We start from the raw sequence: 21,759 nt of genomic DNA, 5'->3' as shown, positions 1-21,759 counted from the left end.
TGAATGCCCGATTTCACCTTCTTCTGGCACGACTACGAAACCTTCGGCGCCAACCCCAGACGCGACCGCCCGGCCCAGTTTGCCGGCATCCGTACCGACGCAGACTTCAACGTCGTCGGCGAACCGGTCGAGATTTTCTGCCAGCCGGACATGGATACGCTCGGCCACCCCGAAGCCACGCTCATCACCGGCATCACGCCGCAGATGGCGCTCGAGCGCGGCGTGCCCGAGCCCGAGTTCATCGAGCGTATCGTCTCCGAAATGGCCGTCCCCGGCACCTGCAACGTCGGCTACAACAGCCTGCGCTTCGATGACGAAGTCACCCGCCACACGCTGTGGCGCAACTTCTTCGATCCCTATGCCCGCGAATGGCAGAACGGCTGCTCGCGCTGGGACATCATCGACATGGTGCGCCTGGCCTACGCGCTGCGCCCCGACGGTATCGAATGGCCGCTGCGCGAAGACGGCGCACCGAGTTTCCGGCTCGAGGATCTGGCCAAAGCCAACAACCTCGCCCAGGAACGCGCCCACGACGCCCTCTCGGACGTGCACGCCACCATCGCCCTGGCCCGGCTGATCCGCGAAAAGCAGCCGCGCCTGTACGACTATGTCGTCAACAACCGCGACAAGCGCTCCGCCGCCGCCCTGCTCGATCTCAAGACCCGCAAACCGGCCCTGCATGTATCGCAGAAATTCCCGGCAAAGCTGGGCTGTCTGTCGCCGGTCATGCCGATCGCGCCGCATCCGAGCAACAAGAACGCGGTCATCGTCTACGACCTGCGCGTCGACCCCGCGCCGCTGCTGGAACTCTCGCCCGAAGAAATCCACGAGCGCATCTTCACGCCCAGCGAAGACCTGCCCGAGGATGCGCCGCGCGTCGCCCTCAAGGGTGTGCATATCAACAAATGCCCGGTACTCGCCCCGTTCGAGATGCTGCGCGACGGCGAAGCCGAACGCCTGAGCCTGGACGTGCCCGCCTGCCGGCGGCACTGGAAAGCGATCAATCACGATATCGACACCGTCGCCGCCAAGGCCGTCGCCGTGTTCGATGCCCACGCCTTCGACCCCTCCGGCGATGCCGAAACCGCGCTCTACGCCGGCTTCGTCGGCGACGCCGACCGCAAGATCGCCGAACGTGTACGGCGCGCGAGCGGCGAAGAACTCGCCGCCGGCGATCTCGTGTTCAGCGACAACCGCCTCAACGAACTGCTGCTGCGCTACCGCGCCCGGCATTTCCCGGACACGCTGGTCGACGCCGAGCGCGACGACTGGAACAGCTGGGTCGCCAAGCGCCTCGAATACGCCCCCGACGGCGGGTTATCACTGGACGATTACGACGACGTCATCGCCCAGCTCATGGAACGCGTCCAGGGCGAACCGGCCAAGCTGCAGCTGCTGCTGGATCTGAAAGCCTGGAGTGGGAAGCTGCGGTCGCTGGTTTAAACACCCATACAAGGGACGACACTCAGTCGGGCCATATCGGTGGGCGACTCTGCGGCTGCGTTTTGTGGATAGTCAGAAACGCGCTTGCTTGACGGCGCCAAGGGCGAAGACGGTCGTCATAAGCCGACGCTGAAACGCACCGCCACAGCGAAGCTCCGACTTATCTCTACGGCTATCGCTGGCGCTGCAGCAACCCCTCGGCGAGATGTCGGAACGCCTCGACCGCCTTCTGCAAGACAGCGTGCGGATCGTCGGCTGCAGCAATCCAGAGCGCGGCGTTGAGTGCAGCCCCGTTGACGAGACGAGCGGCGGCTTCGGCGTCCATCGGGCGGACCGTACCGTCGTCAATGAGCGCCTGGATCGTGTGGGTCGTCGTCTGAAGACAGGTGTTCTGGCTGGGCCACTGTGAAGGATCGCCGAGTACAGCCGGGCCGTCCAGCAGCATGATCCGCTGAATCTCCGGCTCCAGTGCCATCTCGATATAGCTGATGCCTTCGGCGAGGAACGCCAGCCACGGGGTTTGTGCCCGGCCTCGCTCTACGCGCATGCGAGCCAGCATTTCCGCATCGATCTGGTCGATCACCGCCTGCAGCAGGCCCTTCTTGTCGCCAAAGTTGTGATAAAGCGCGCCTCGCGTCAGACCCGCATCGGCGGTCAGATCGTCCATCGATGACGCGGCATACCCCTTAGCCGCAAACGCGCTCCGCGCGGCACGAATGAGCTTGACCCGGGTCTCTTCCACCATCTGCGTGCGCCGCCTGGCCATTGCCGCCACCTCGTAATTGACATACGCATCGTATTTTATTTGACATACGGCGCGTATGCTTGGATTATTAACATACACGGCGTATGTCAATTAGCCAGCGCTGAGGCGACACGGATACGACAAGCCCAAAAGTCTGGCGACGCTCGTGTCATTTCGCGGTGCTGCAACCGCAATTCGATAACCGCACCTCGGACACCTAGCCTCGTTTTTCGAATCAACAAGATATTTACCCGGAGCAATACCATGCCTACACGTAATGCCATCTTTCCTGCCGGCCGACAGGCGCTATACGAGATCAACCGATATTCCGCCGCAATCCGGTCGGGCGATCTATTGTTCGTCTCAGGCCAGGTGGGCAGCCGTGAGGACGGCTCACCCGAGCCCGTATTTGAAAATCAGGTTCGGCTGGCTTTCGAGAATCTGTCTGCCGTGCTGGATGCGGCCGACTGCACCTTCGACGATGTCGTGGACGTCACGACCTTCCATACCGACCCCGAGCCGCAGTTCGAAGCCGTGATGGCAGCGCGAATGAAAGTGATCGGCGATCCGCCCTACCCGAACTGGACCGCGGTCGGCGTGAACTGGCTGGCCGGTTTCGATTTCGAGATCAAGGTCATCGCGCGCATACCGGAGACGAACTGATCAATACAGCGGACGGGGCGGGCTCTGGTATTGCTTTATCGCAATCCGGAAGCCCGCCCCGATCACCGGACCCAGGCAAATCGCGTGGCGTTTTGCCCCTTACCATTGAGCGCAAACAGGGGCGCCAACCGATCTTCACGATCGAACGATGGCGCGTTGCAAAGCCGCTACTCTTGGCTCTCGACATAGGTCTGCAGCCAGGGCGTACCCGGCGCACCCGTCCTGGACACCCACTTGCCGTCCTGCTGATAGAGCAGCATCGGTGTGCCCGTACCGCCGGCGGCAGCCATCTGCTTGGCGTGGCTATCGAGCACGGTCTTGATCTCGCCGGCGGGCGACTCCACCGGGGCGATACCGCCGTTCTCGGTTTCCTCATCGAAACCGGCCTCGTTCTCGATCAGCGCGGCCAGCGGATCGTCCGCCGACAGGATCGCCGCCGCCCGGCCGGTGCTGGACGCTTTCACGAAGCCGACCATTGCCCACTGCAGTTGCAACTTGCCGGCCTTTACCAGCGCATCGGCCTGCTCATAGAACCGATGACAATAAGTACAGTTCGGATCCGCGAACACATACATCAGCGGTGCATCGTCCGGTCCCTGCTGGATCAGCTGGCCAGTATCCTTCAGCTGTTCGACCACCTTGGCGAGATCCGGCTTGGGCATGTATTTGTCCGCATAGTCCGCCGACAGGTTCTTGCCGTCCGGCGACACCAGCTGACCCATGAACAGATAGCCCGCCTCGCCGTAGACGATCTGATGCCGCCCGCCACGCTCGATCACGTAGCCCGTCACGCCCGGCACGTCCGTCTCGAACTGCTTGTTCACCGTCAGCGTGCCGCCGTCGATCGCCTGCTGCAACACCGGTGGCAACTCAGCATTGCCCGGCTTGTCGGTCGGTGCTGCGTGGACGGCAATCGTGGCGGCGAGCAGGCCTGCGCCGGCAATAGTGGCCCAGCAGCTCGCTAGTATGTTCTTCGGCATTTCGAGAACTCCAATACAGCCCGGCGTCGAACATGGCGTCCGGTTACAAAGAGCGAAGACTGTAGCAGGCCGAATGGCGGTGGGCTCGACACGGCCATCGGGGCTCGGCCCTTTTGGGCCGCGAGTCTTTCGGCACCCACGAGCTTGAATAACCTTTTGTTTCGCACTGCTGTGCGACTGTCTTTCGTTTGCTTGTCCAAACGAAAGGCAGCAAAGGAAACGACACCCGGCACAGCGCCGGCTACGCCGGGGCACTCCGATGCTCGCGACGAAGGGATGCGGCCCCTTGAGAATCTGACTAGGTCGGCCCGCTTTGGCGGTCCTCAAACAGGCTGGCCGCACCGGCGCAGTGCGCCGGACACCCTTAGCCGCTGCGCGTCTCCGTCGCCGTGCAACGGGTCCGAATATAGACGCTCAGCCAACAACTGGAGCCCACTCGCCTACCGAGCCGAAATTCAGCGCGCGACTCCGTTCTTGTCGGATTAGGCAAATGCCTAATCCGACATAAAAGAACACGACCTTGAGCGAGCGCCAGCGAGCTTGGTTGTATTGGGTCCCCTTGGGCGCAGCGCCGAGCAGTGGAGGCCGAAAGAGAAATAGACAGTCGGATGTTTGAGCGCAGCGAGTTTCCGGCTGGCCCGCTTGCGGCCGGAGCCGCGCAGGGCACCGATGCGAAGCATCGGCGCCAGACAGGGTGCCCTTCCTTTTGGCTACTTTTCGTTGGGCAAGCAACGAAAAGTGGCTCGCGCATCAGTGCGAAACCCCAAGCCGCAATGCTCCCAAATCTTTGATTCAAGACTCGTTGGTTCGGCGCCACGAGTCTTTTGGCACTCACGAGTTTGACCAAACTTTGGTTTCGCGCCGCAGCGCGACTCCCTTTCGTTTGCTTGTCCAAACAAAAGGAAGCAAAGGAAAAGACACCCGGCACGGCGCCGGCTCCGCCGATGCACTCCGATGCTCGCGACGAAGGGATGCGGCCAGAACTCGGATCGCTTTGGCGATCCTCAAACAGGCTGGCCGCACCGGCGCAGTGCGCCGGACACCCTTCGCCGCTGCGCGTCTCCGTCGCCGTGCAACGGGTCCGAATACAGACGCTCAGCCAACAACTGGAGCCCACTCGCCTACCGAGCCGAAATGCAGCGCGCGACTCCGTTCTTGTCGGATTAGGCAAATGCCTAATCCGACATAAAAGAACACGACCTTGAGCGAGCGCCAGCGAGCTTGGTTGTATTGGGTCCCCTTGGGCGCAGCGCCGAGCAGTGGAGGCCGAAAGAGAAATAGACAGTCGGATGTTTGAGCGAAGCGAGTTTCCGGCTGGCCCGCTTTCGGCCGGAGCCGCGCAGGGAACCGATGCGAAGCATCGGCGCAAGACAGGGTGCCCTTTGTGTTGGCTACTTATATTTGGGCAAGCAAATATAAGTCGCTCGCACATCAGGGCGAAACACCAAGTCGATAAAGCCCCGGTCGTTGATTCAAGACTCGTCGGTTCGGCGCCACGAGTCTTTTGGCACTCACGAGTTTGACCAAACTTTGGTTTCGCGCTGCAGCGCGACTCCCTTTCGTTTGCTTGTCCAAACAAAAGGAAGCAAAGGAAAAGACACCCGGCACGGCGCCGGCTGCGCCAGTGCACTCCGATGCTCGCGGCGAAGGGATGCGGCCAGAACTCGGCCCGCTTTGGCGGTCCTCAAACAGGCTGGCCGCACCGGCGCAGTGCGCCGGACACCCTTCGCCGCTGCGCGTCTCCGTCGCCGTGCAACGGGGCCCGAATACAGGCAGCACGGCTCGGAATCGAGCGTTAACCGCCACGGAGTCGAAATAGGATCGTGCGCCCATGTTCCTGTCGGATTACGCCTTCGGCTAATGCGACCTTAAGATCCCGACGCGGCTTGAGGCGAGCGCCAGCGAGCTTGTATGTATCGGGTCCCCTTGGGCGCAGCGCCGAGCAGTGGAGGCCGAAAGCGGATAGAGACAGCTGGATGTTTGAGCGAAGCGAGTTTCCGGCTGGCCCGCTTTCGGCCGGAGCCGCGCAGGGGACCGATGCGCAGCATCGGCGCAAGACAGGGTGCCTTTTGTTTTGGCTACTTTTATTTGGGCAAGCAAATACAAGTCGCTCGCACATCAGTGCGAAACCCCAAGTCGCAATGCTCCCAAATCGTTGATCCAACAGTCGTTGGCTCGGCGCCACGAGTCTTTTGGCACTCACGAGTTTGACCAAACTTTGGTTTCGCGCTGCAGCGCGACTCCCTTTCGTTTGCTTGTCCAAATGAAAGGAAGCAAAGCAAAAGACACCCGAATTACGCGCCGGCTCACGCCGGTCCACTGCGATGCTCGCACCGAAGGGATGCGGCAGAACTCGGGCCGCTACGCAGCCCTCAGACATGCTGCCGCATGAAGCGGCCCTTCGGTGCTGCGCTTCTCGTCGCTCCAGACGGGGCCCGAATACAGGCAACCAAGCAGCAACTCACCAGCGCTGTCTCTACGGCGTCTGTATTCGCCCCCTTGGGCGTAGCGCCGAGCAGTGGAGGCCGAGAGCGGATAAAGACAACCGGATGTTTGAGCAAAGCAAGTTTCCGACTGGCTCCCAGTGGAATTTACCAGGCGGCTGGAGCCGCGCAGGCACCGATGCGAAGCATCGGCGCAAGACAGGGTACCCTTCAATAACAAGGCACGCATGTGGGCAAGCAAATATTAAGTGTCTCGCGCAGCAGCGCGAAACCCAAGTCGCTGCGACTAGAAAGGGATATCGACCACGCAGCAATCGGTTTGCCGTTAGTCAGCCACTACCCGAGTTTACCGAGTTTGAGAGACGACCGGCGCGTTACTCTGTCAGTCGGCGGGCGGCACCGCGCAAGTGAACGGTCTTATTTCCTCCGCGGGCCTTTTCTGTAGGCGGTATTTGTGGGATGTTCACGACACAGCCATAGGCGGGCACGGCCTCCAAGAAGGCCAGAGGCCTCGTACTGCTTCCATAGCATTCCGAACAACGCTTTTCGGTGTTTTCGTAGTTGCAAATATCAAATAGCGGTATAGCAGCCGGGAAATCGTGTAACTGACTGACTGTAAGGGGGGCGCGGTTTGATATGCGAAAAAGAGGTGCAGTGCTATACCTACTTTCAGCCGTATACTTGGCGTTAGCGGTCACATCGAATGTCAAAGCATCAATCCGACTCATCAGAGCAAAAAGCTGCAGAATCCGTAATGCTGGCGACTTTGGAGAGTCAACGCGGACTCCAATTCGATCCAAACGCAAAGCTTCCTATTTCTGTTGGCGTTCAACCCGACGCTATAGATCCAGAGAACCGTGTAGTGGTCGAAGTTTATGCGCGGCTGGGTCCATTAAAAGGGGCGCAACTACATAAGGTCAAAGGCGATATTCTGAAGCTCGCGTTAATTGGCGAAAATATAGGGCCTGAGTGGCAAAAGATATTGTGTTTCGCCTCAAAAGAGGCGGCAAAATATGTAACGGGAAAGTCTTGGGCGGCCGAAGCTACAAGAGTGTTTGGCGTCGAAATAGTCGTTGTACCGCTCTCTGAAAAGCACCAATCAATAGTAGTCCAAGCGCAGGGGCGTCAGCGTATGGTGAACCCAACGTGACCGCTAACAAAGCGCTGCAGTTGACCGCCCAAATCGCTGCCGCGCTTCGGTCGGCAACTGAGCTTCGGCGTTAGCTAACAGTAGTCAAATGATTTACGAAGCATTACTTGTCCCCAACGAATTCTCTCCCCACGCCCGGGATATAAAACGTGCGCTTCTCACCTACGACAAAGTGGTGCTTATTGATCCCAGCGACCGAGAGCTGATTCCGCGAAATGCTTTTATGCTGGCAATGGGCATGCCACCGATCATGGGTATAGACATGGGCCCCGTGAGGCCCCAAGGCCACGTTCCGGACTACGCTGACGATTTTTCTCAGGTATTGGAAGGTGCCAAGGACGCTGTAAAAGCTGGTCTACTGGAAGTGCGATCAACGTTTCAGCAAGAAGCAAAAGAGCAACTCACTATAGGAGCCATTCCAACCGGTGGGTACCCGTTAAATATACCATTCGTATTCTGGCTTTATCGGTCGATGGCAAACGACCAAGATTTTTTAAATGATGCGATACAAGCAGACCACTCTGACTTAATTGGATTCATCCCAGAATCTGACACATTAGCGCTGGACGGCAGAGGCGACGGTGGCATTAACGACTCACAGGCGCTACCTGAGCTCGAGCGTGCTTACGGAGACTCAGATGTACAACATTCGCTAACAGAGATCGCTCGAGGAAGGCTAGCAGCAGTCGTAAAATACGCGGGATACTGTGAAGCAAAGGATATGGTTCCTTTATTTCCGTCTAAAACCTACGCTGCTGTAATTGAGCGACTTTTGAACAATGCTCATTCCGTGTTTTTGGAAGGTGATAACGATCTATTTTGGGTGAAGAGAAATCGTGCTTTGCAACTCTGTCACGAAGAATTCATGGTTGAAAATCAGCTCGATAGCCTTTCATTTAGGGATGTTCTGAAATTACGGACACGAGCCTGGGGGCGACAGGCGTCGGCACGTGAAGGGCTGTTTGAGTCGGTATTCAATATTGCCACCGAAGTTGATAACGCTTCTAACTTTGAAAATCAGGTAATGGAGAGAATTGTCCAGTATAGGGTGCAGTCCGAGGATTTAGTAAAAGAAAGAAGGAAATTAGGCTTCGAAATAAAATGCGATTTTGGCAAGGGTTTTCTTGGTAGCGGCATCACACTAAGCGGACTGCTAGCACAAATCGGTTCTCCGACTGCGAGCATCGGATTGACTCTGGCGGCCGGAGGCATGTGGGCTTTCGATAGAGCAAAAAGCTATGGTCCACAGCTTATGGATCTCAAGGCTCGGGAGTCCGAGATGCGCAGAGGAGCGGGTTTCGGATTGCATGAGTTCTACTCACGGTTGAAATAAAAGCTAACAAATCGCTGCAGTTGACCGCCCAAAGCGCTGGCGCGCTTTGGGTTCCCTCCGCGCTTCGCGCTCCGGCGGCAATTGAGCTTAGGCGTTATACGGCGGTTAGTTCTTATTTCGGTCAAGCTAAATAGTCTGCTAACGAATTGCAGCCGGTAGCTGAGCCTTCGCCCGTCTTTCTAGCTCTCAGCCATTTCCGAATCCGCGACCTTTGACCTATTCCGGCGTCTTCCCGTCAGCGACGATTACCGGTAAGTTCAGATTTAGAAATTCTTTCTAATGGTGTGTCGGGCTCTGCGGTCCGCTGGTTAGCTCAGTGAGCGTCGACCGACGCAGTTCACGTATAACGAATCGCTGCAGTTGATGTCGGCTGCGCCGCCACAACTGAGCTTAGGCGTTGGGGATATTAGGTGAAAGTAGCGATAAGTGACGAAGAGTTTCGATTTGCGCTCCGCGCTATAGGGGCGAAATACGTTAAGGCTGGAGACGAGGCGCTTGGTAGATTCCTAAGCTCATCCGGCTGGGCCGTCGACTGTCGTTTTCAACTTGGGGCAAACGATTGCGTTTTCGTGAGTGACAAGCCGGCAACATCGCTTTCTTACCATGGCCAAAACAACCGGCATTCACCAGAATTACAAGCCGAACGAGATAAGGTTAGATCTGAGTTTCGAGTACAGATCGTCGCTAGCGACGCCCTAGTGGCACATTCCAGTCGGCTAAATGGCAAATCCGCAAACGATATTTTGGAGTTAGTTAATGCCAAAGGTGCTAATAGGTATAGCTATTGGAACGAAGTGAAGTCGTTAGACGATATCGGTCTTATAATTGATAAAATCAATGCCAACTGGTCAGTAATTCATCAAATTACCGGCATCGATAGCGAGCCTTATATTCCCGGAATCTTGCCATTTTCGCCGCACCTTATTCGAAAAGGGGAAATATATGTTCCTCTTGCCAGAGGCGGAGTTTAAATTCCTCAACAAATCGCTGCAGTTGACCGCCCAAAACGCTGCCGCGTTTTGGGTTCCCTCCGGGCTTCGCGCTCCGACGGCAACTGAGCTTAGACGTTCGACGGTACACGGAGGTTAATGTCGATTGACAGAACTTCACTAACTAAGATCGAACTACTGCAGATGAGGTAGGGCTGTAATGCAAATCCATGCGATTGAAGCCGATCCGATCCGTAAACAATCACTCGACAAAAGCTTCCAATGTTTTGCCACGGCTATAATCTTCGAGCGAAGGTTTGCGGTGTATCAACTCCGCCTCCGCGTTCTGACATATTTAGGTATTGTTACTCCTGCTGTAGTCGGAATTACTTATGTCACGTACGGCGATGAGTCGACCTTGACACTTTGTTTTGTAGCCTTAGCCGGTATTTTAGGCACGATTCAGCTTATCGTTTCGTTGTGGGCTGTAGTGGCTAGGTGGGACGAAGAGCTTGAATACAGTGAGGAGTCGTCCTTAGAGAATAGACGACTTTCTTTGATTTTTGATACGCACGCCAGAATGCCCGAAGTCAGCGGAGCTGAGGCAACTGTACTGGTCGGCAATGCAAATAGAGATCTGGAATCCCTTGAAGCACGCGACAGACTAAAGTCCGTATCGGACGGCGAGAAGCGTTACGGATACCGAGCCGCATTATTCGAGAAAGATCTCGTTTGCAAGTGTTGTGACAAAACGCCTTCCAGCATCGAAAAACCTTCAGATTGCAAGACATGTGGATGTTATAGACTCTTGCCTTTATTCACGCCTATAGGGGCTTTAAGATGAGCGATGTTTTAAGCCAATTGAATAGCTGGTTCGAAGAGCTGTCGGAAGAGCGCAAAATAGAGGTCGTCGACGCTATCTATGGAAACCGAGTGGTTCAACTCGGGACGTACTATGGGCCCGACCCATCAGTACTCGGCTTTGTCGGCCTCCACGTTGGACCATCCCCAGAGCAGCCAGGAGTCACGCCAACGTCGCCGCCTAGTGTCGGAACGGGGTCGGTCACACCCAGTTCGCCTGTAACTACTAGTTGCCCAGCATGTGGGTGCAGCCTCCAAATCTCGTCGGTCTAGTCCGCTGCAGTCGAACAAATCGCTGCAGTTGACCGCCCAAATCGCTGGCGCGATTTGGGTTCCCTACGTGCTGCGCGCTCCGGCGATAACTGCGGATTTGGGGTCAGGTCTTGCATTGCCATGCGGATTTGTGCGGATTTGGGGTCAGGTCTTGCATTGCCACATTTAGATCATTCACCACCCTGACCACGAACTCAAACAACGGCCGTACTTCAACGGCCGGTCACGCCCGCGCCCTGTCGATATTGCCGCGGCGTCGTCGCGAACCAGTGGGATTTGGGGTCACGTCTCGCACTGCCACATTCTGGTCACATCTAAGCCATAACGATTGGCTCCAACAACGACCGTACCTGAACGACCCCGACACCGCGTCGTCGCTTTGCTCACGCCAAAGTAGCGTCTGGGCATAGCCGATGTACGCGAGTATCCCGTCGCGGCTCCAGGTCATCCCCCGTCCGAGAATCCGAACCAGCCACGAATACCGCTAGCGTCGATCCCCTAGGCCTCATCAAACACCCCGACCGCTTTCTAGAAACGTCGTTGTGTCGGCTCACTGGACCGAGCTCCTCGCCCGGTATAGCCGGGCATCAAAACTTACCGCAGCTGCAGTTCATACCCGTGCGCATAGGGCGAATTTGCGATATTGCGCAACGAATAACGACCGCGTTATAACGGAATCCCAGAATAATAAAATTACAACCCAAGGGAGAGAGCGATGATCAACAGAAAGCTAATCGCTGCGGCCGCCACAGGCCTGTTCGGCATGATGGTCGCACAGAGTGCGTTCGCGTTGTCCGACAATATCAAGACACTGGAACATATGGGCTCGACGGGCGCTTCGCTCGATATCGAAACCGTGCCCCAGGACCCCGACCGAGCGGCCGCGATCCGCAAAACATTGCAGAAAGTGAAGCTGCCGTCGGGCTTCAGTATCGATCTGTATGCGATCGTGCCGGATGCCCGCCATATGGCGATCGGCCGTAATGCTGGCGTGGTCTTCGCGGGTACGCGCAAGACCAAGGCCTGGGCGGTGACCGATCGCGACAAGGACCGGGTGGCCGACGAAGTCAAACGTTTCGCGCCGTCGGTCGACCTGAAAGTTCCAAACGGCATGTGCTTTTCCAGGGACGGGATGCTCTATCTCATCGAACATAACCGCGTGCTGGTATTTCCGGCCGCCGAGTTCTTTTATGAAAGCCCGGACGTCGCCATCGGCGTGGTCACCGAGCAATTGGTGCCGGAGAGTGAGGAATCGTTCAATCATGGTGCGCGGACCTGCACCATCGGTCCCGACGACAAGCTCTACATCACCATCGGCCAGCCGTACAACGTGCCGCCGAAAGACAAGATGGCGCTGTATAACAAGGTCGGCCTGGCCGGAATTATCCGCATGAACCAGGACGGCACCGAACGCGAGGTCTATGCCCGCGGCGTCCGCAATTCCGTGGGCCAGGCCTGGGACCCGAAAACGGATGAGCTCTGGTTCACTGATAACCAGGTGGATGGCATGGGGGACGATATCCCGCCGGGCGAAGTCAATCACGCCACCGAGAAGGGCCAGAATTTCGGCTTTCCGTATTTCGGTGGCGGACACGTGCGCACCGAGCAATACAAGGACGAGGAGCCGCCGGCCGATGTCGTGTTCCCGCAGGTGGAAACGATCGCCCATGCGGCAGATCTGGGCATGACGTTCTACGACGGCAAGATGTTCCCCGAGCAGTACCGGGGCGGCATCTTCAGTGCCCAGCACGGCTCCTGGAACCGAACAACGCCGGTCGGTGCCCGCATCATGTTCACGCCGATCAAGGACGATGGCACCGCTGGCGAGATGCGCAGCTTTGCCTCGGGCTGGCTGACCGAGGACACCGGCGAGTATCTCGGGCGGCCGGTCGATGTGAAACAGTATCTGGACGGTTCGTTACTGGTGTCGGATGACACGACTGGCGCCATCTACCGTATTTCCTATACCGGCGAATAGCGTCCGGACCAAAACTAGACATCGGCGTCGGGCGGTTGCGAGCCGTCCGTCGCCATATGCCGCGGGGAGCATGCGGGAATAACCGGGACAGCCCACGGGTTTCGATGGCATCAGCTTGAGGCACTAGCGGCCTTGCGTGGCGGAAACGCAGGCAACTCTCACTTTCTATTTTCGCCGGAAGCGCACACCGCTCATCCCTTCAAAATCGGCGTCCTGCGTCCAGAAGACAGCGTCATGCATCCTTGCGCTCGTCAGCATCACACTGTCAGCCATGGCGAGCTTCTGTTCGTGGCTGATACGAGCGGCGACAAGGGCGATGGACGAATCGAGCTCCACGACCTGCCCCTGCTGCATGAGCGCGATGGCTTGCAGCGCGTCACCCTCACCGCGTTGTTGCAACACGCGCTTGAACACTTCGTAGAGACTCAAGGTCGGCACGATCAAGGTGTCGATGTCTTCAATCGGCTCGGCGAAGTAATCCGCGTGTGCGTCGTCGGCGAAATACGCCAGCCACCCGGATGAGTCGACGACGTTCATAAGCGATCTTCGTCGCGAGGTACATTCGTCGAGATACCGGACAGAAAGCCACGCATGCTTTTGATGCTCCGCTGCGGCACAAGCTCAATCCGGTCACCATAGGTGACGATCTGCAACTTCTGGCCGGCATGCAGATGCAGGCGCTCACGGACCGCCTTCGGAATAGCCACCTGGAACTTCGGCGAGAGCGTGATCAGGTCTGTCATGGTTATCGATTAAGCTTTAGTTTTACTACTATCCTATCGATCAACTTGTCTGCTAGCAACGGTCAATAGCAAACGGAATTAGCTTTGCTCAGCAATGGCACGGAGTCGCGTCTTACCGCACGCCATTCTGGCCACTCCTCATCCATAAGAGAGATAGGGTGAGGGGGAGGCAGAGTCCCGCTCGAACAACGGCTGCACTCGAATGATCCCAACACCGCGTGGCCAGAATCTACGTCCGGCCGTCGTCTTGTACGTCACGAATCCCGTTACGCGGCGACGGCATAGATTTCGGCACGCGTTGCCCGCCCCGTTTAGCCCGGCGGCGCAGACCTGTATTCCGTTTGAGCGGCTCGGCCATCAGTACAGGTGGCGAGCATCCACCACTGCATGGTTCGATGCCGGCTGAGCCGCGGTAGGTGGGACTGACCTGCTCGCGCTCCAGGCAGTCAACACATTCGTGTGTCAACTGTCCGCCACGGCCTCACACTGTCGATACTGCCGCGGCGTAGTTGCGAACCAGCGCTTGCAGGCGCGGTTGAATGCGCTCTGCTCTGTATAGCCGAGCAGCGCCGCTACCTGGTTGAAAGGCATGTCGTCCTCGGCCAGATAACGCATGGCCAGTTCCCTGCGCGCTGTCCAGCAGGACCGAGAACGTCGCGTCCTCCGCGTCCAATCGACGCTGCAGCGTACGCCGGTGCAGGTTGAGAGATTCAGCAACCAGATCGATCCCGACCTGCCCTGTCGGCAGCAGCCGCCGCACGATCTCGCGTACACGAGCGGCTACCGGCGGGTCGCGCGCGGCGCGGTTCTGTTCCAGAAACGCGATGGCCATGGAGCGGATGTGCCGGTCCGAACGGCGTAGCGATTCCTGCATCGCCTGGGCGTCGATATCGAGACCGCACACGGGCTGATCGAAGCATAGCGCCGTATCGCCGAAGAACCGCTTGTAGACGGCGACCGGTGCGAGCCGGCTCTGCGCGAAGAGCATTCGAGTGGGCGTCGGCGCGTTGCCACCCAGTTCCGTGAGCCGTTTCAGGAAGACCAGCGCGCGCTCGTTGGCCTGGCGCGGACAGGCCAGATTCTCGAGCAGGATCTCGAAGCGCAGACATAGCGTGCTGCCGACGCGACGCGCCGTCACTCGCTGGCCCGGATTGAAGACGTGCAGGTATTTCGCCCCCTGATCGATGGCTTCGGCGACCGTACTGGAATGACGGATCACCACCGCAAGCGGGCCGAGGATACCGATGCCCTGCGCGCCGGCGAGCCGCATGCCGAAATCCGGACAGGCCAGATGTTCGGCGCAGTCTTCCAGGAGCTGGATCAGCGCGCGATACGGCAGGAACGCATCCTCGCGAGACTCGATATCGGTCGGGATATTGCATCGGGCAAGCAGCGTCTCGGGCTCGCCGCCAAGCTCGCGCACGAATGCGCCGAAACCATCCAGTGCGCTGTTGCGAACCAGGCTCGTCATCAAATGCTCCTGCGGCGCGCCTGAGCGACGCTGTCACCAAAAGTTAAGAATTTGACGTGCGCTGTCAATACGCGCGGGTTCGACACGGGCGACGATACCTGTTCGCGAGTACCGAACAACACGTGCACCGCCCGAGCCGACAAAAGATCGGTGATCGAAGCGCCCACGAGAGGAGAACGCCATGAAGAACAGATTGACCATCACTCGAGTCACGGCACTGGTGCTGGGAATGGGACTGAGCGCCGGAATGCCGCTGGCTTTCGCCCAGGCCACGACCCAGGCCGACGCGGCCGACGCCGAGGGAAACGTTGCGGCCACGGCAACCACCGAACAGGCCAACGCCGCGGTCGCGAAACAGCTGCCCCTGGATGACCAGGCCGACTTCGAGGCGGCCAAACGCGGCTTGATCGCGCGCGATCCCAAGCTCGTGATCACCGACGCCGACGGTGGCCCGGTATGGGATATGACCGCATACGACTTCATCAAGGGCGAGGCACCCGCCAGCGTCAATCCGAGTCTCTGGCGCCAGGCCAAGCTCAACGATCTGCACGGCCTGTACAAGGTCACCGACCGTATCTATCAGTTGCGCGGCTACGACCTGTCGAACATGTCGCTGATCGAGGGCGACAGCGGCTGGATCGTGGTCGACCCGCTGATCACCCCCGAGACCGCCGGCGCGGCCTGGCAGATGGCCAAAGAGCACATCATCGGCGACAAGCCGATCGTCGCCGTCATCTTCACCCACAGCCATGTCGATCATTTCGGCGGTATCGAAGGCGTGATCAGCGCCGAGCAGGCGAAGAAGAACGGCGTACGCATCATCGCGCCGAAAGGCTTCATGGAAGAGTCGACCAGCGAGAATCTGCTGGCCGGGCCGGCCATGGGCCGACGCGCCACCTACATGTTCGGCGGCGCGCTGGAACGCAGCCCGCGCGGCCATGTCGATTCCGGCCTGGGCAAGGCCCCGGCCCAGGGTCACTTCAGCATCCTCGCGCCCACCGACGTGATCGATCACACCGGCCAGAAACTCACCGTCGACGGGCTCGAATTCGAGTTCCAGTACGCCCCCGAATCCGAGGCCCCCGCCGAGCTGACCTTCTATCTGCCCCAGCTGAAGGCCTTCTGCGGCGCGGAAATCGTCAGCCACAACCTGCACAACATCTACACCCTGCGCGGCGCCAAAGTGCGCGACGCGCTCAAGTGGAGCGACTACATCGACGAAGCGTTGCAGCTGTTCGGCAACCAGGCCGACGTGGTCTTCAACAGCCATCACTGGCCGGTGTGGGGCCACGACCAGATCGTCGACTATCTCAAGGTCCAGCGCGACACCTACAAGTACATCCACGACCAGACGCTGCGTATGGCCAACGCCGGCTACACGCCGCGCGAGATCGCCGAACAACTCACCCTGCCCGATTCGCTGACGAAATCCTTTCACAACCGCGGCTACTACGGCACGGTCAGCCACGATTCCAAGGCGGTGTACCAGTGGTACTTCGGCTGGTTCGACGGCAACCCGGCCCACCTCAACCCGTTGCCGCCGACCGAATCGGCGAAGAAGTACGTCGAATTCATGGGCGGCGCGGACGCGGTCGTCGACAAGGCCCAGCAATCATACGACGCCGGCGAATATCGCTGGACCGCCGAGGTGCTCAACCACGTGGTCTTCGCCCAGCCGGATAATACGGCCGCCAAGAAACTGCTCGCCAAGACCTACGACCAGCTCGGCTACCGCGCGGAATCCGGTCCCTGGCGTGACTTCTACCTGACCGGCGCGCTCGAACTGCGCCACGGCGCCCAGGGCACGTCGCTGGATCTGCGCAAGGGCATCGGCCTGCTGCGTCAGGTACCGGTCGATCGCTTCTTCGATGCCATGGCTGCGCGCCTGAACGGCCCGGAGGCCGCCAAGAGCGATCTCACGATCAACTTCGACTTCAAGGATCTCGGCGAGAACCACGTACTGCGCATCGAGAACGGCGTACTCCACCACTGGCAGCGGCCGGTGGCCGACGATGCCGACGCCACCGTGCATCTCACCCACCCGGCGCTGCTGGCGCTTATCGGTGGCCAGATGTCGCCCAAGCAGCTCAAGGTCGACGGCGACCGGGCCAGCCTGGGCCGATTCTTCTCGCTGCTGGAAGCGCCGGATCGCGGCTTCGCCATCGTAACGCCATAAAACAACGCTGCTCATTCACCGCCGCGACCGCCTTGCTGGCGGGCGCGGCGGTGTTTTTCGTCGAGCGATACGGGCCAGGCCCGGCGAGGCTATATTCCGGTCTACGATTGATCTGCCCGCATCAGTCGGGGCAACGGCGATACTTGAACGGCCCCGGCGCCGCATCGTCACCATATTCACGGCGTATGAGCGTCTTGCCGCGGTCCTGCGCGTCCAGAGTCTCGTCGCGCGTCCACGTCATGCCCTCGCCCGAGAATTCGAAGGTGGCACGGATACGACTGGCGTCGCGTTCGGCCACCGCGGCGAGCGTGCCGCGGGATTCGTAGAACTCGAGCGTGGTGGCGTCGATCACCAGCAGCCCCTTGGCATCGGCGCGGCCGGGTTCGCAGTCCGCGGGCGTCAGGCCCCAGCGGCCCTGGACCGGCGTCGGGATCGCCTGCTCGACGGTCTGGTTGATCGGTGCCGATGACGCATCGCCGTCATCGTCATTATTGTTCGCCTGCGATGCGCTGTCGGTGGCCTGCGTGGCTTGTGTCGTGCCGGCGGCGGTCGGCGGATTCGTATCGGCAGCCGGCTCCAGATCACCAGTGTTGCAGGCGGCCAATAGTAAAAGACTCATCAGCATGACAACGTTGCGAAGCATGGGCGATCTCCATTGACGGTGCGGTAAGTGCATCAGCTGCCGGCCCGGTTCATACAGGATTGCCAACGGGATTCAACACGCTGGGCGAACCAGGCGGTGGTGAGATTGCGGGTGATCTTGGGGCTTTCCAGGGTGATGCCTGGGAGAATCACTCTGGGCACGGGCCGGCCCGCGACCGAGTCGGCCAGCGCGTAAACACGCTGATAGAGCGTGGTGTCGTTGAAGTCGGCGGTGTCGCCTTCTGTCAGGTCGCGCCGGATCAGCCCTTCTTCGAGATCGATGCGCGCGCTCAGCGTCTTCGTAGCACGCTCGGTATGGCTGGGCGTGATGCCGTAGCTGACGAGATCGCCGTCCAGCGCCAGATCTATGCCGGTGAGCTGGCTGACCGCGCGCTGGAAGGCGGCGTTGCGGCTGGCGTACCAGCCGGCGTTGTAGTCGGCGAAGCGATACAGCGGACTCGGATAATCGGCCGCGTAGCCGAGCAGATGCAGGATGCCGAAATACAGACCGCCGCGGCGGCTGAATACTTCCGCGCGGGCCGAAGTGGCGTCGGCATAGGGATAATCGTCGCTGTGGGCCTCGGCGAAGTCGACGGCGACCTGCATCGGCCCGCCGGTATGCACGGGGTTGAAGCCGCCGAACAGCGATCGGCCGAGCGGCACCTTGCCGGCGAAGTCCTCGAACAGATCACTGAGCTGTTTTTCGGTGCGTACGTTATCGAGGCGTTCGTTGTAAGTCTGGCCGTTGGACGACTTCAGCCCGAGCGCGCCGTTAAGGATGAAGGCCGGCACATGGGCGGCGTTGGCACGGCGCTCGATCTCGGCACGGGCGATACGGGGCAATCCAGCCACCACGGGATCGGCCTGATAGGAGGATTCCTGCGCCACCACCGCCAGCGTTGCGCACAGATTGCTCGTCGACGCCTCGATATTCTGCGTGGCGAAGGCGGTCTGGATATCCCGCGCCCAGCCGGACCGGTCGCTGACGCTGGTGGGCATCAGGTTGATGATATCGGCACGTACAGCCGACGCCGGACGTGCCGGCACCTCGGGCGGACGCCACGACGCACAGCCGCTGAGCCCCAGGATCGTGACGAAGACGAGCGCCCGGCCGGCGCGGAGATAGCTTTGCATGACCGAGACTGTGCCCGAGCCGCGTGGCGGATGCGACCGGTCAATGATGCTTCCACCGTCTTTCGCGGTTTCGGGGTCGCGTTCTCAGGTCTTCGGTCACCGGCTCACGCTTGAGCCGAGCATGGCGAACCTGTACCGCGGACGGTGCCTTCGCAATGGCGACCTGGCCCGCTAACAAGACGCTCGCTCCTCGCTCGTCAACTCATGTACAACCCGCCATCGATATTCACCGTCTGTCCGGTCATGTAGGCGTTGCGCGCAAGATGGATGACCATGTCCGCGATTTCGTCGACGCGGCCGAAGCGTTTCACCGGAATCAGGTCCGGTGTGATGTTGTCGTTGCCGGCGATCATGTCGGTTTCTATGAGCGCCGGGGCGATGGCGTTGGAGGTGATGCCGTCGGTGGCCAGCATACGGGAATAGCTGCGCATCAGGCCGAGCTGGCCGGCCTTGCTGGCGGCATAATGCGGGCCGATGACGCCGCCGATATGAGCGGCCACCGAGGACATCATGATCAGCCGGCCCCAGCCGCGTTCACGCATGCCGGGCACGACCCGCTGGGCCAGGATGAAACAGGAGGTCAGGTTGACCTGCAGCGTTTCGTTCCACCGCTCGGCGTCGATCTCGGCCAGCGGATAGATGGGATTGATGCCGGCATTGTTGACCAGAATCTCGACCGCGCCGAGTTCGGCCTCGACCGTGGCGACCATCGCCTCGATCGCGCCGGGATCGGCCATGTCGGCCTGCACGGCGATGGCCTCGCCGCCGCCCTGCTCGATCTCGGCGACGGCCGCGTCGGCGGCATCGCGCGATTGCTTGTAGCCGAGTGCGACCTTGCAGCCGGCACCGGCCAATGCCAGCGCGGCGCCACGGCCGATGCCACGCGATGCGCCGGTGACCAGCGCCACGCGATTATGAATATCGTCCATTTTCACGTCCGGTTTTGAAGCGATGCCGTAGACGCTGCGCGCGCCGGCGCCCGGGGTCAATCGTGGTTCGCCCCTGCGAGACTCCCCGTATACGGTTGCCAGCGCGCAGTGGCGGCGCCTAAACTTCCCTGGCGCAAGGAAACGATTCGACCGGCCGGCCATCAACGCGGCATGGCCGACGCATCGCTATCGTTTGCAAAACAAGAAGCGACCCGACGGCCCAAGGGCAGGACGGGTCATCCGGCCCCGTGCGGGGCCTCACCGGACAGCCGTTGGCTGCCCGACGCTGGAGGGGAGAAATCATGTCCAAACAATGGACAACGGTCCTGATCGCGGCATCGCTCGCACTCACGCTGGTCAGCGCACCGGCGCTGGCGTTCAAGTCGCAGTACAAGATGTCGATGGTGGTCGGGCCGAACACCGCCTGGGGCATGGGCGCACAGCGCTTTGCCGATCTGGTCAAGGAGCGCACCGACGGCAAGATCAATATCAAGGTCTATTATTCGGGCGCCCTGTTTGCGGGCAAGCAGACCAACGAGTTCACCCTGCTGCGCCAGGGCGTCGCCGACTTCTCGCTGGCCTCGACGATCAACTGGTCGCCGCAGGTCAAGGAACTGAACCTGTTCTCGCTGCCGTTCTTCTTTCCGGACCACGCCTCGCTGGACGCGGTGGTTCAGGGCAAGGCCGGCGATCAGATCTTCGCGCGTCTCGACCGCCTGGGCGTCAAACCGCTGGCCTGGGGCGAGAACGGTTTCCGGCAGCTGACCAACAGCCGTCACGAGATCGCCGCACCCGCCGACCTAGCCGACCTGAAGATCCGTGTGGTCGGCTCCAAGCTGTTCATAGACACCTTTCAGGCGTTGGGCGCCAACCCGACCGCCATGCCGTATTCGGAAGCGCTCACGGCGCTGCAACAGGGGGTGGTCGACGGGCAGGAGAACCCGGTCGGCGGCGTGATCGTGCCCTACAAGCTATGGCAGTACAGCCAGAAATACCTGACGGTCTGGAACTATGTCGTCGACCCGCTGATCTACGCGGTCAACGGCCGCGAGTGGAAGGCGTTTTCGCCCGAGATCAAGAAAGTGCTGCTGCAGTCCGCGCAAGACGCCGCGCGCTACCAGAAAGCACTCGCGCGCGTGGGCCTGGACGACGGCGCGGCTCTGGCTTATCTGAAGGAGCAGCACGAAGCCCCAGACGTGACCGATCCCTACGGCGTGCTCGAGAAGAACGGCGTGACCGTCACCCGGCTGGACGCCGATCAGCTGGCCGCCTTCAAGAAGAAGGTGGCGCCGGTCGTCGACAAGTGGACCGACACCATCGGCGCCGATCTGGTCGACACCGCGCGCACCGATCAGAAACAGGCGCAGTAGCCGCGTAGACGCTCGTGCCGCGATGGTTGAACCGGATCGAGGAAAGCCTCGCCGCCCTGGTATTGGCGGCGATGGTCACGCTCGCCTTCGCGAACGTACTCACGCGCTATCTGCTGCATTATCCGCTGGCCGCCTCGCACGAGCTGATCGTCAATGCTTTCGTGTGGCTCACGCTCATCGGCATCGCCATCGGCCTGCGTGAAGGCGAGGAAGGCGCGCATATCCGCTTCGTGGCAGCCACGGAGTTCCTGCCGCCGGCGCTGCGCCGCGGTGCGATCGCGCTCGGCTTCCTGGTCACGGCGGCACTGTTCGGGGTACTGGCCTGGCTTAGTTTCCTGCAGGTCCAGGACGATCTGCTGCTGGGCATGACCTCACCCGCGCTGGGCTGGCCGAACTGGGTCTATACCGGCCCGACGCCGGCGCTGTCGGCCTGGGTTTCGGTGCGCGCGCTGGCCGGCGCGTTCGCCGCCCTGCGCAAGCGCTGAGGGCGGATAG

18 protein-coding genes and 1 pseudogene are annotated in these 21,759 nt (G+C 60.1%); 10 read left to right on the top strand and 9 right to left on the bottom strand.

Annotated features, from left to right (window positions below; all coding sequences use genetic code 11):
* The first annotated feature begins 3 nt into the window (after positions 1-3).
* Positions 4-1,443 carry an exodeoxyribonuclease I gene (gene sbcB / locus ACFOSU_RS00400; protein ID WP_380685308.1) on the top strand — a complete coding sequence of 480 codons (1,440 nt, stop codon included), beginning with the start codon at positions 4-6 and terminating at the stop codon, positions 1,441-1,443.
* 172 nt (positions 1,444-1,615) lie between these two features.
* On the opposite strand, the gene ACFOSU_RS00395 is transcribed toward sbcB, so the two are convergent.
* Positions 1,616-2,209 (bottom strand): TetR/AcrR family transcriptional regulator, encoded by a 594-nt coding sequence (locus tag ACFOSU_RS00395; RefSeq protein ID WP_380685306.1) that lies wholly within the window; start codon positions 2,207-2,209, stop codon positions 1,616-1,618.
* Positions 2,210-2,452: 243 nt separating this feature from the next.
* On the opposite strand from ACFOSU_RS00395, the gene ACFOSU_RS00390 reads away from it, so the two are divergent.
* Positions 2,453-2,851 carry a RidA family protein gene (locus tag ACFOSU_RS00390; RefSeq protein WP_380685303.1) on the top strand — a complete coding sequence of 133 codons (399 nt, stop codon included), beginning with the start codon at positions 2,453-2,455 and terminating at the stop codon, positions 2,849-2,851.
* A 167-nt stretch (positions 2,852-3,018) separates the two neighbouring features.
* Here the strand turns inward: ACFOSU_RS00390 and dsbG are convergent, their stop codons facing one another.
* Positions 3,019-3,831, bottom strand: a complete 813-nt coding sequence (gene dsbG, locus ACFOSU_RS00385) for a thiol:disulfide interchange protein DsbG (RefSeq protein WP_380685301.1) — start codon at positions 3,829-3,831, stop codon at positions 3,019-3,021.
* Positions 3,832-6,978: 3,147 nt separating this feature from the next.
* Between dsbG and ACFOSU_RS00380 the strand changes: the two genes are divergently transcribed.
* The 5 genes from ACFOSU_RS00380 to ACFOSU_RS00360 all read left to right on the top strand — a co-directional run bounded on the left by ACFOSU_RS00380 (position 6,979) and on the right by ACFOSU_RS00360 (position 12,799).
* The gene (locus ACFOSU_RS00380; RefSeq protein ID WP_380685299.1) at positions 6,979-7,425 is read left to right on the top strand and encodes a hypothetical protein; all 447 of its coding nucleotides are present in this window, start codon (positions 6,979-6,981) and stop codon (positions 7,423-7,425) included.
* Between the two features lie 88 nt (positions 7,426-7,513).
* Positions 7,514-8,758, top strand: coding sequence for a hypothetical protein (locus tag ACFOSU_RS00375; protein ID WP_380685297.1), 1,245 nt, complete (start codon positions 7,514-7,516; stop codon positions 8,756-8,758).
* A 569-nt stretch (positions 8,759-9,327) separates the two neighbouring features.
* Entirely contained in the window at positions 9,328-9,729 is a 402-nt protein-coding gene (locus tag ACFOSU_RS00370; protein ID WP_380685295.1) for a hypothetical protein, read from the top strand.
* Positions 9,730-9,907: 178 nt separating this feature from the next.
* Complete coding sequence (locus ACFOSU_RS00365; protein ID WP_380685293.1) at positions 9,908-10,531, top strand: mobilome CxxCx(11)CxxC protein; 624 nt, start codon at positions 9,908-9,910, stop codon at positions 10,529-10,531.
* Positions 10,532-11,536: 1,005 nt separating this feature from the next.
* Positions 11,537-12,799, top strand: a complete 1,263-nt coding sequence (locus ACFOSU_RS00360; RefSeq protein WP_380685291.1) for a PQQ-dependent sugar dehydrogenase — start codon at positions 11,537-11,539, stop codon at positions 12,797-12,799.
* Between the two features lie 165 nt (positions 12,800-12,964).
* Here the strand turns inward: ACFOSU_RS00360 and ACFOSU_RS00355 are convergent, their stop codons facing one another.
* The 4 genes and pseudogenes from ACFOSU_RS00355 to ACFOSU_RS00340 all read right to left on the bottom strand — a co-directional run.
* Entirely contained in the window at positions 12,965-13,336 is a 372-nt protein-coding gene (locus ACFOSU_RS00355; RefSeq protein ID WP_380685289.1) for a type II toxin-antitoxin system VapC family toxin, read from the bottom strand.
* A complete protein-coding gene (locus tag ACFOSU_RS00350; protein ID WP_380685287.1) occupies positions 13,333-13,542 on the bottom strand; it encodes an AbrB/MazE/SpoVT family DNA-binding domain-containing protein in 210 nt (69 codons plus the stop codon). Before ACFOSU_RS00350 ends, ACFOSU_RS00355 begins: the two co-directional genes overlap by 4 nt.
* Positions 13,543-14,004: 462 nt before the next feature.
* On the bottom strand, positions 14,005-14,133 hold the full coding sequence (locus tag ACFOSU_RS00345; protein ID WP_380685283.1) for a helix-turn-helix domain-containing protein: 129 nt from the start codon (positions 14,131-14,133) through the stop codon (positions 14,005-14,007).
* A gap of 286 nt (positions 14,134-14,419) precedes the next feature.
* Positions 14,420-15,013, bottom strand: a pseudogene (locus tag ACFOSU_RS00340) (AraC family transcriptional regulator ligand-binding domain-containing protein); the annotation flags it as partial.
* 181 nt (positions 15,014-15,194) lie between these two features.
* On the opposite strand from ACFOSU_RS00340, the gene ACFOSU_RS00335 reads away from it, so the two are divergent.
* A complete protein-coding gene (locus tag ACFOSU_RS00335; RefSeq protein ID WP_380685281.1) occupies positions 15,195-17,189 on the top strand; it encodes an alkyl/aryl-sulfatase in 1,995 nt (664 codons plus the stop codon).
* A 121-nt stretch (positions 17,190-17,310) separates the two neighbouring features.
* Here the strand turns inward: ACFOSU_RS00335 and ACFOSU_RS00330 are convergent, their stop codons facing one another.
* The 3 genes from ACFOSU_RS00330 to ACFOSU_RS00320 all read right to left on the bottom strand — a co-directional run bounded on the left by ACFOSU_RS00330 (position 17,311) and on the right by ACFOSU_RS00320 (position 19,894).
* Entirely contained in the window at positions 17,311-17,832 is a 522-nt protein-coding gene (locus ACFOSU_RS00330) for a hypothetical protein (RefSeq protein WP_380685279.1), read from the bottom strand.
* Between the two features lie 32 nt (positions 17,833-17,864).
* Positions 17,865-18,965, bottom strand: coding sequence for a DUF1615 domain-containing protein (locus ACFOSU_RS00325; protein WP_380685277.1), 1,101 nt, complete (start codon positions 18,963-18,965; stop codon positions 17,865-17,867).
* A gap of 197 nt (positions 18,966-19,162) precedes the next feature.
* Entirely contained in the window at positions 19,163-19,894 is a 732-nt protein-coding gene (locus tag ACFOSU_RS00320) for an SDR family NAD(P)-dependent oxidoreductase (protein WP_380685275.1), read from the bottom strand.
* 302 nt (positions 19,895-20,196) lie between these two features.
* Here ACFOSU_RS00320 and ACFOSU_RS00315 point away from each other — a divergent pair, with 302 nt between their 5' ends.
* Positions 20,197-21,264, top strand: a complete 1,068-nt coding sequence (locus ACFOSU_RS00315) for a DctP family TRAP transporter solute-binding subunit (RefSeq protein WP_380685273.1) — start codon at positions 20,197-20,199, stop codon at positions 21,262-21,264.
* A 14-nt stretch (positions 21,265-21,278) separates the two neighbouring features.
* Positions 21,279-21,749: a TRAP transporter small permease gene (locus tag ACFOSU_RS00310; protein ID WP_380685271.1), complete on the top strand. Its 471-nt coding sequence runs from the start codon at positions 21,279-21,281 to the stop codon at positions 21,747-21,749.
* Positions 21,750-21,759: the final 10 nt, after the last annotated feature.

Origin of the sequence: Salinisphaera aquimarina (assembly GCF_042643355.1) — a bacterium.
Classification (GTDB): Bacteria; Pseudomonadota; Gammaproteobacteria; order Nevskiales; family Salinisphaeraceae; genus Salinisphaera; species Salinisphaera aquimarina.
This window is presented reverse-complemented; position numbering and strand designations above follow the sequence as displayed.

Excerpts from the sequence above, each read along its gene's own strand:
- sbcB (WP_380685308.1), top strand. The coding sequence starts at position 4 with ATGCCCGATTTCACCTTCTTCTGGCACGACTACGAAACCTTCGGCGCC.
- ACFOSU_RS00395 (WP_380685306.1), bottom strand. The coding sequence starts at position 2,209 with ATGGCCAGGCGGCGCACGCAGATGGTGGAAGAGACCCGGGTCAAGCTC.
- ACFOSU_RS00390 (WP_380685303.1), top strand. The coding sequence starts at position 2,453 with ATGCCTACACGTAATGCCATCTTTCCTGCCGGCCGACAGGCGCTATAC.
- dsbG (WP_380685301.1), bottom strand. The coding sequence starts at position 3,831 with ATGCCGAAGAACATACTAGCGAGCTGCTGGGCCACTATTGCCGGCGCA.
- ACFOSU_RS00380 (WP_380685299.1), top strand. The coding sequence starts at position 6,979 with ATGTCAAAGCATCAATCCGACTCATCAGAGCAAAAAGCTGCAGAATCC.
- ACFOSU_RS00375 (WP_380685297.1), top strand. The coding sequence starts at position 7,514 with ATGATTTACGAAGCATTACTTGTCCCCAACGAATTCTCTCCCCACGCC.
- ACFOSU_RS00365 (WP_380685293.1), top strand. The coding sequence starts at position 9,908 with ATGCAAATCCATGCGATTGAAGCCGATCCGATCCGTAAACAATCACTC.
- ACFOSU_RS00360 (WP_380685291.1), top strand. The coding sequence starts at position 11,537 with ATGATCAACAGAAAGCTAATCGCTGCGGCCGCCACAGGCCTGTTCGGC.
- ACFOSU_RS00355 (WP_380685289.1), bottom strand. The coding sequence starts at position 13,336 with ATGAACGTCGTCGACTCATCCGGGTGGCTGGCGTATTTCGCCGACGAC.
- ACFOSU_RS00350 (WP_380685287.1), bottom strand. The coding sequence starts at position 13,542 with ATGACAGACCTGATCACGCTCTCGCCGAAGTTCCAGGTGGCTATTCCG.
- ACFOSU_RS00345 (WP_380685283.1), bottom strand. The coding sequence starts at position 14,133 with ATGCCTTTCAACCAGGTAGCGGCGCTGCTCGGCTATACAGAGCAGAGC.
- ACFOSU_RS00335 (WP_380685281.1), top strand. The coding sequence starts at position 15,195 with ATGAAGAACAGATTGACCATCACTCGAGTCACGGCACTGGTGCTGGGA.
- ACFOSU_RS00330 (WP_380685279.1), bottom strand. The coding sequence starts at position 17,832 with ATGCTTCGCAACGTTGTCATGCTGATGAGTCTTTTACTATTGGCCGCC.
- ACFOSU_RS00325 (WP_380685277.1), bottom strand. The coding sequence starts at position 18,965 with ATGCAAAGCTATCTCCGCGCCGGCCGGGCGCTCGTCTTCGTCACGATC.
- ACFOSU_RS00320 (WP_380685275.1), bottom strand. The coding sequence starts at position 19,894 with ATGGACGATATTCATAATCGCGTGGCGCTGGTCACCGGCGCATCGCGT.
- ACFOSU_RS00315 (WP_380685273.1), top strand. The coding sequence starts at position 20,197 with ATGTCCAAACAATGGACAACGGTCCTGATCGCGGCATCGCTCGCACTC.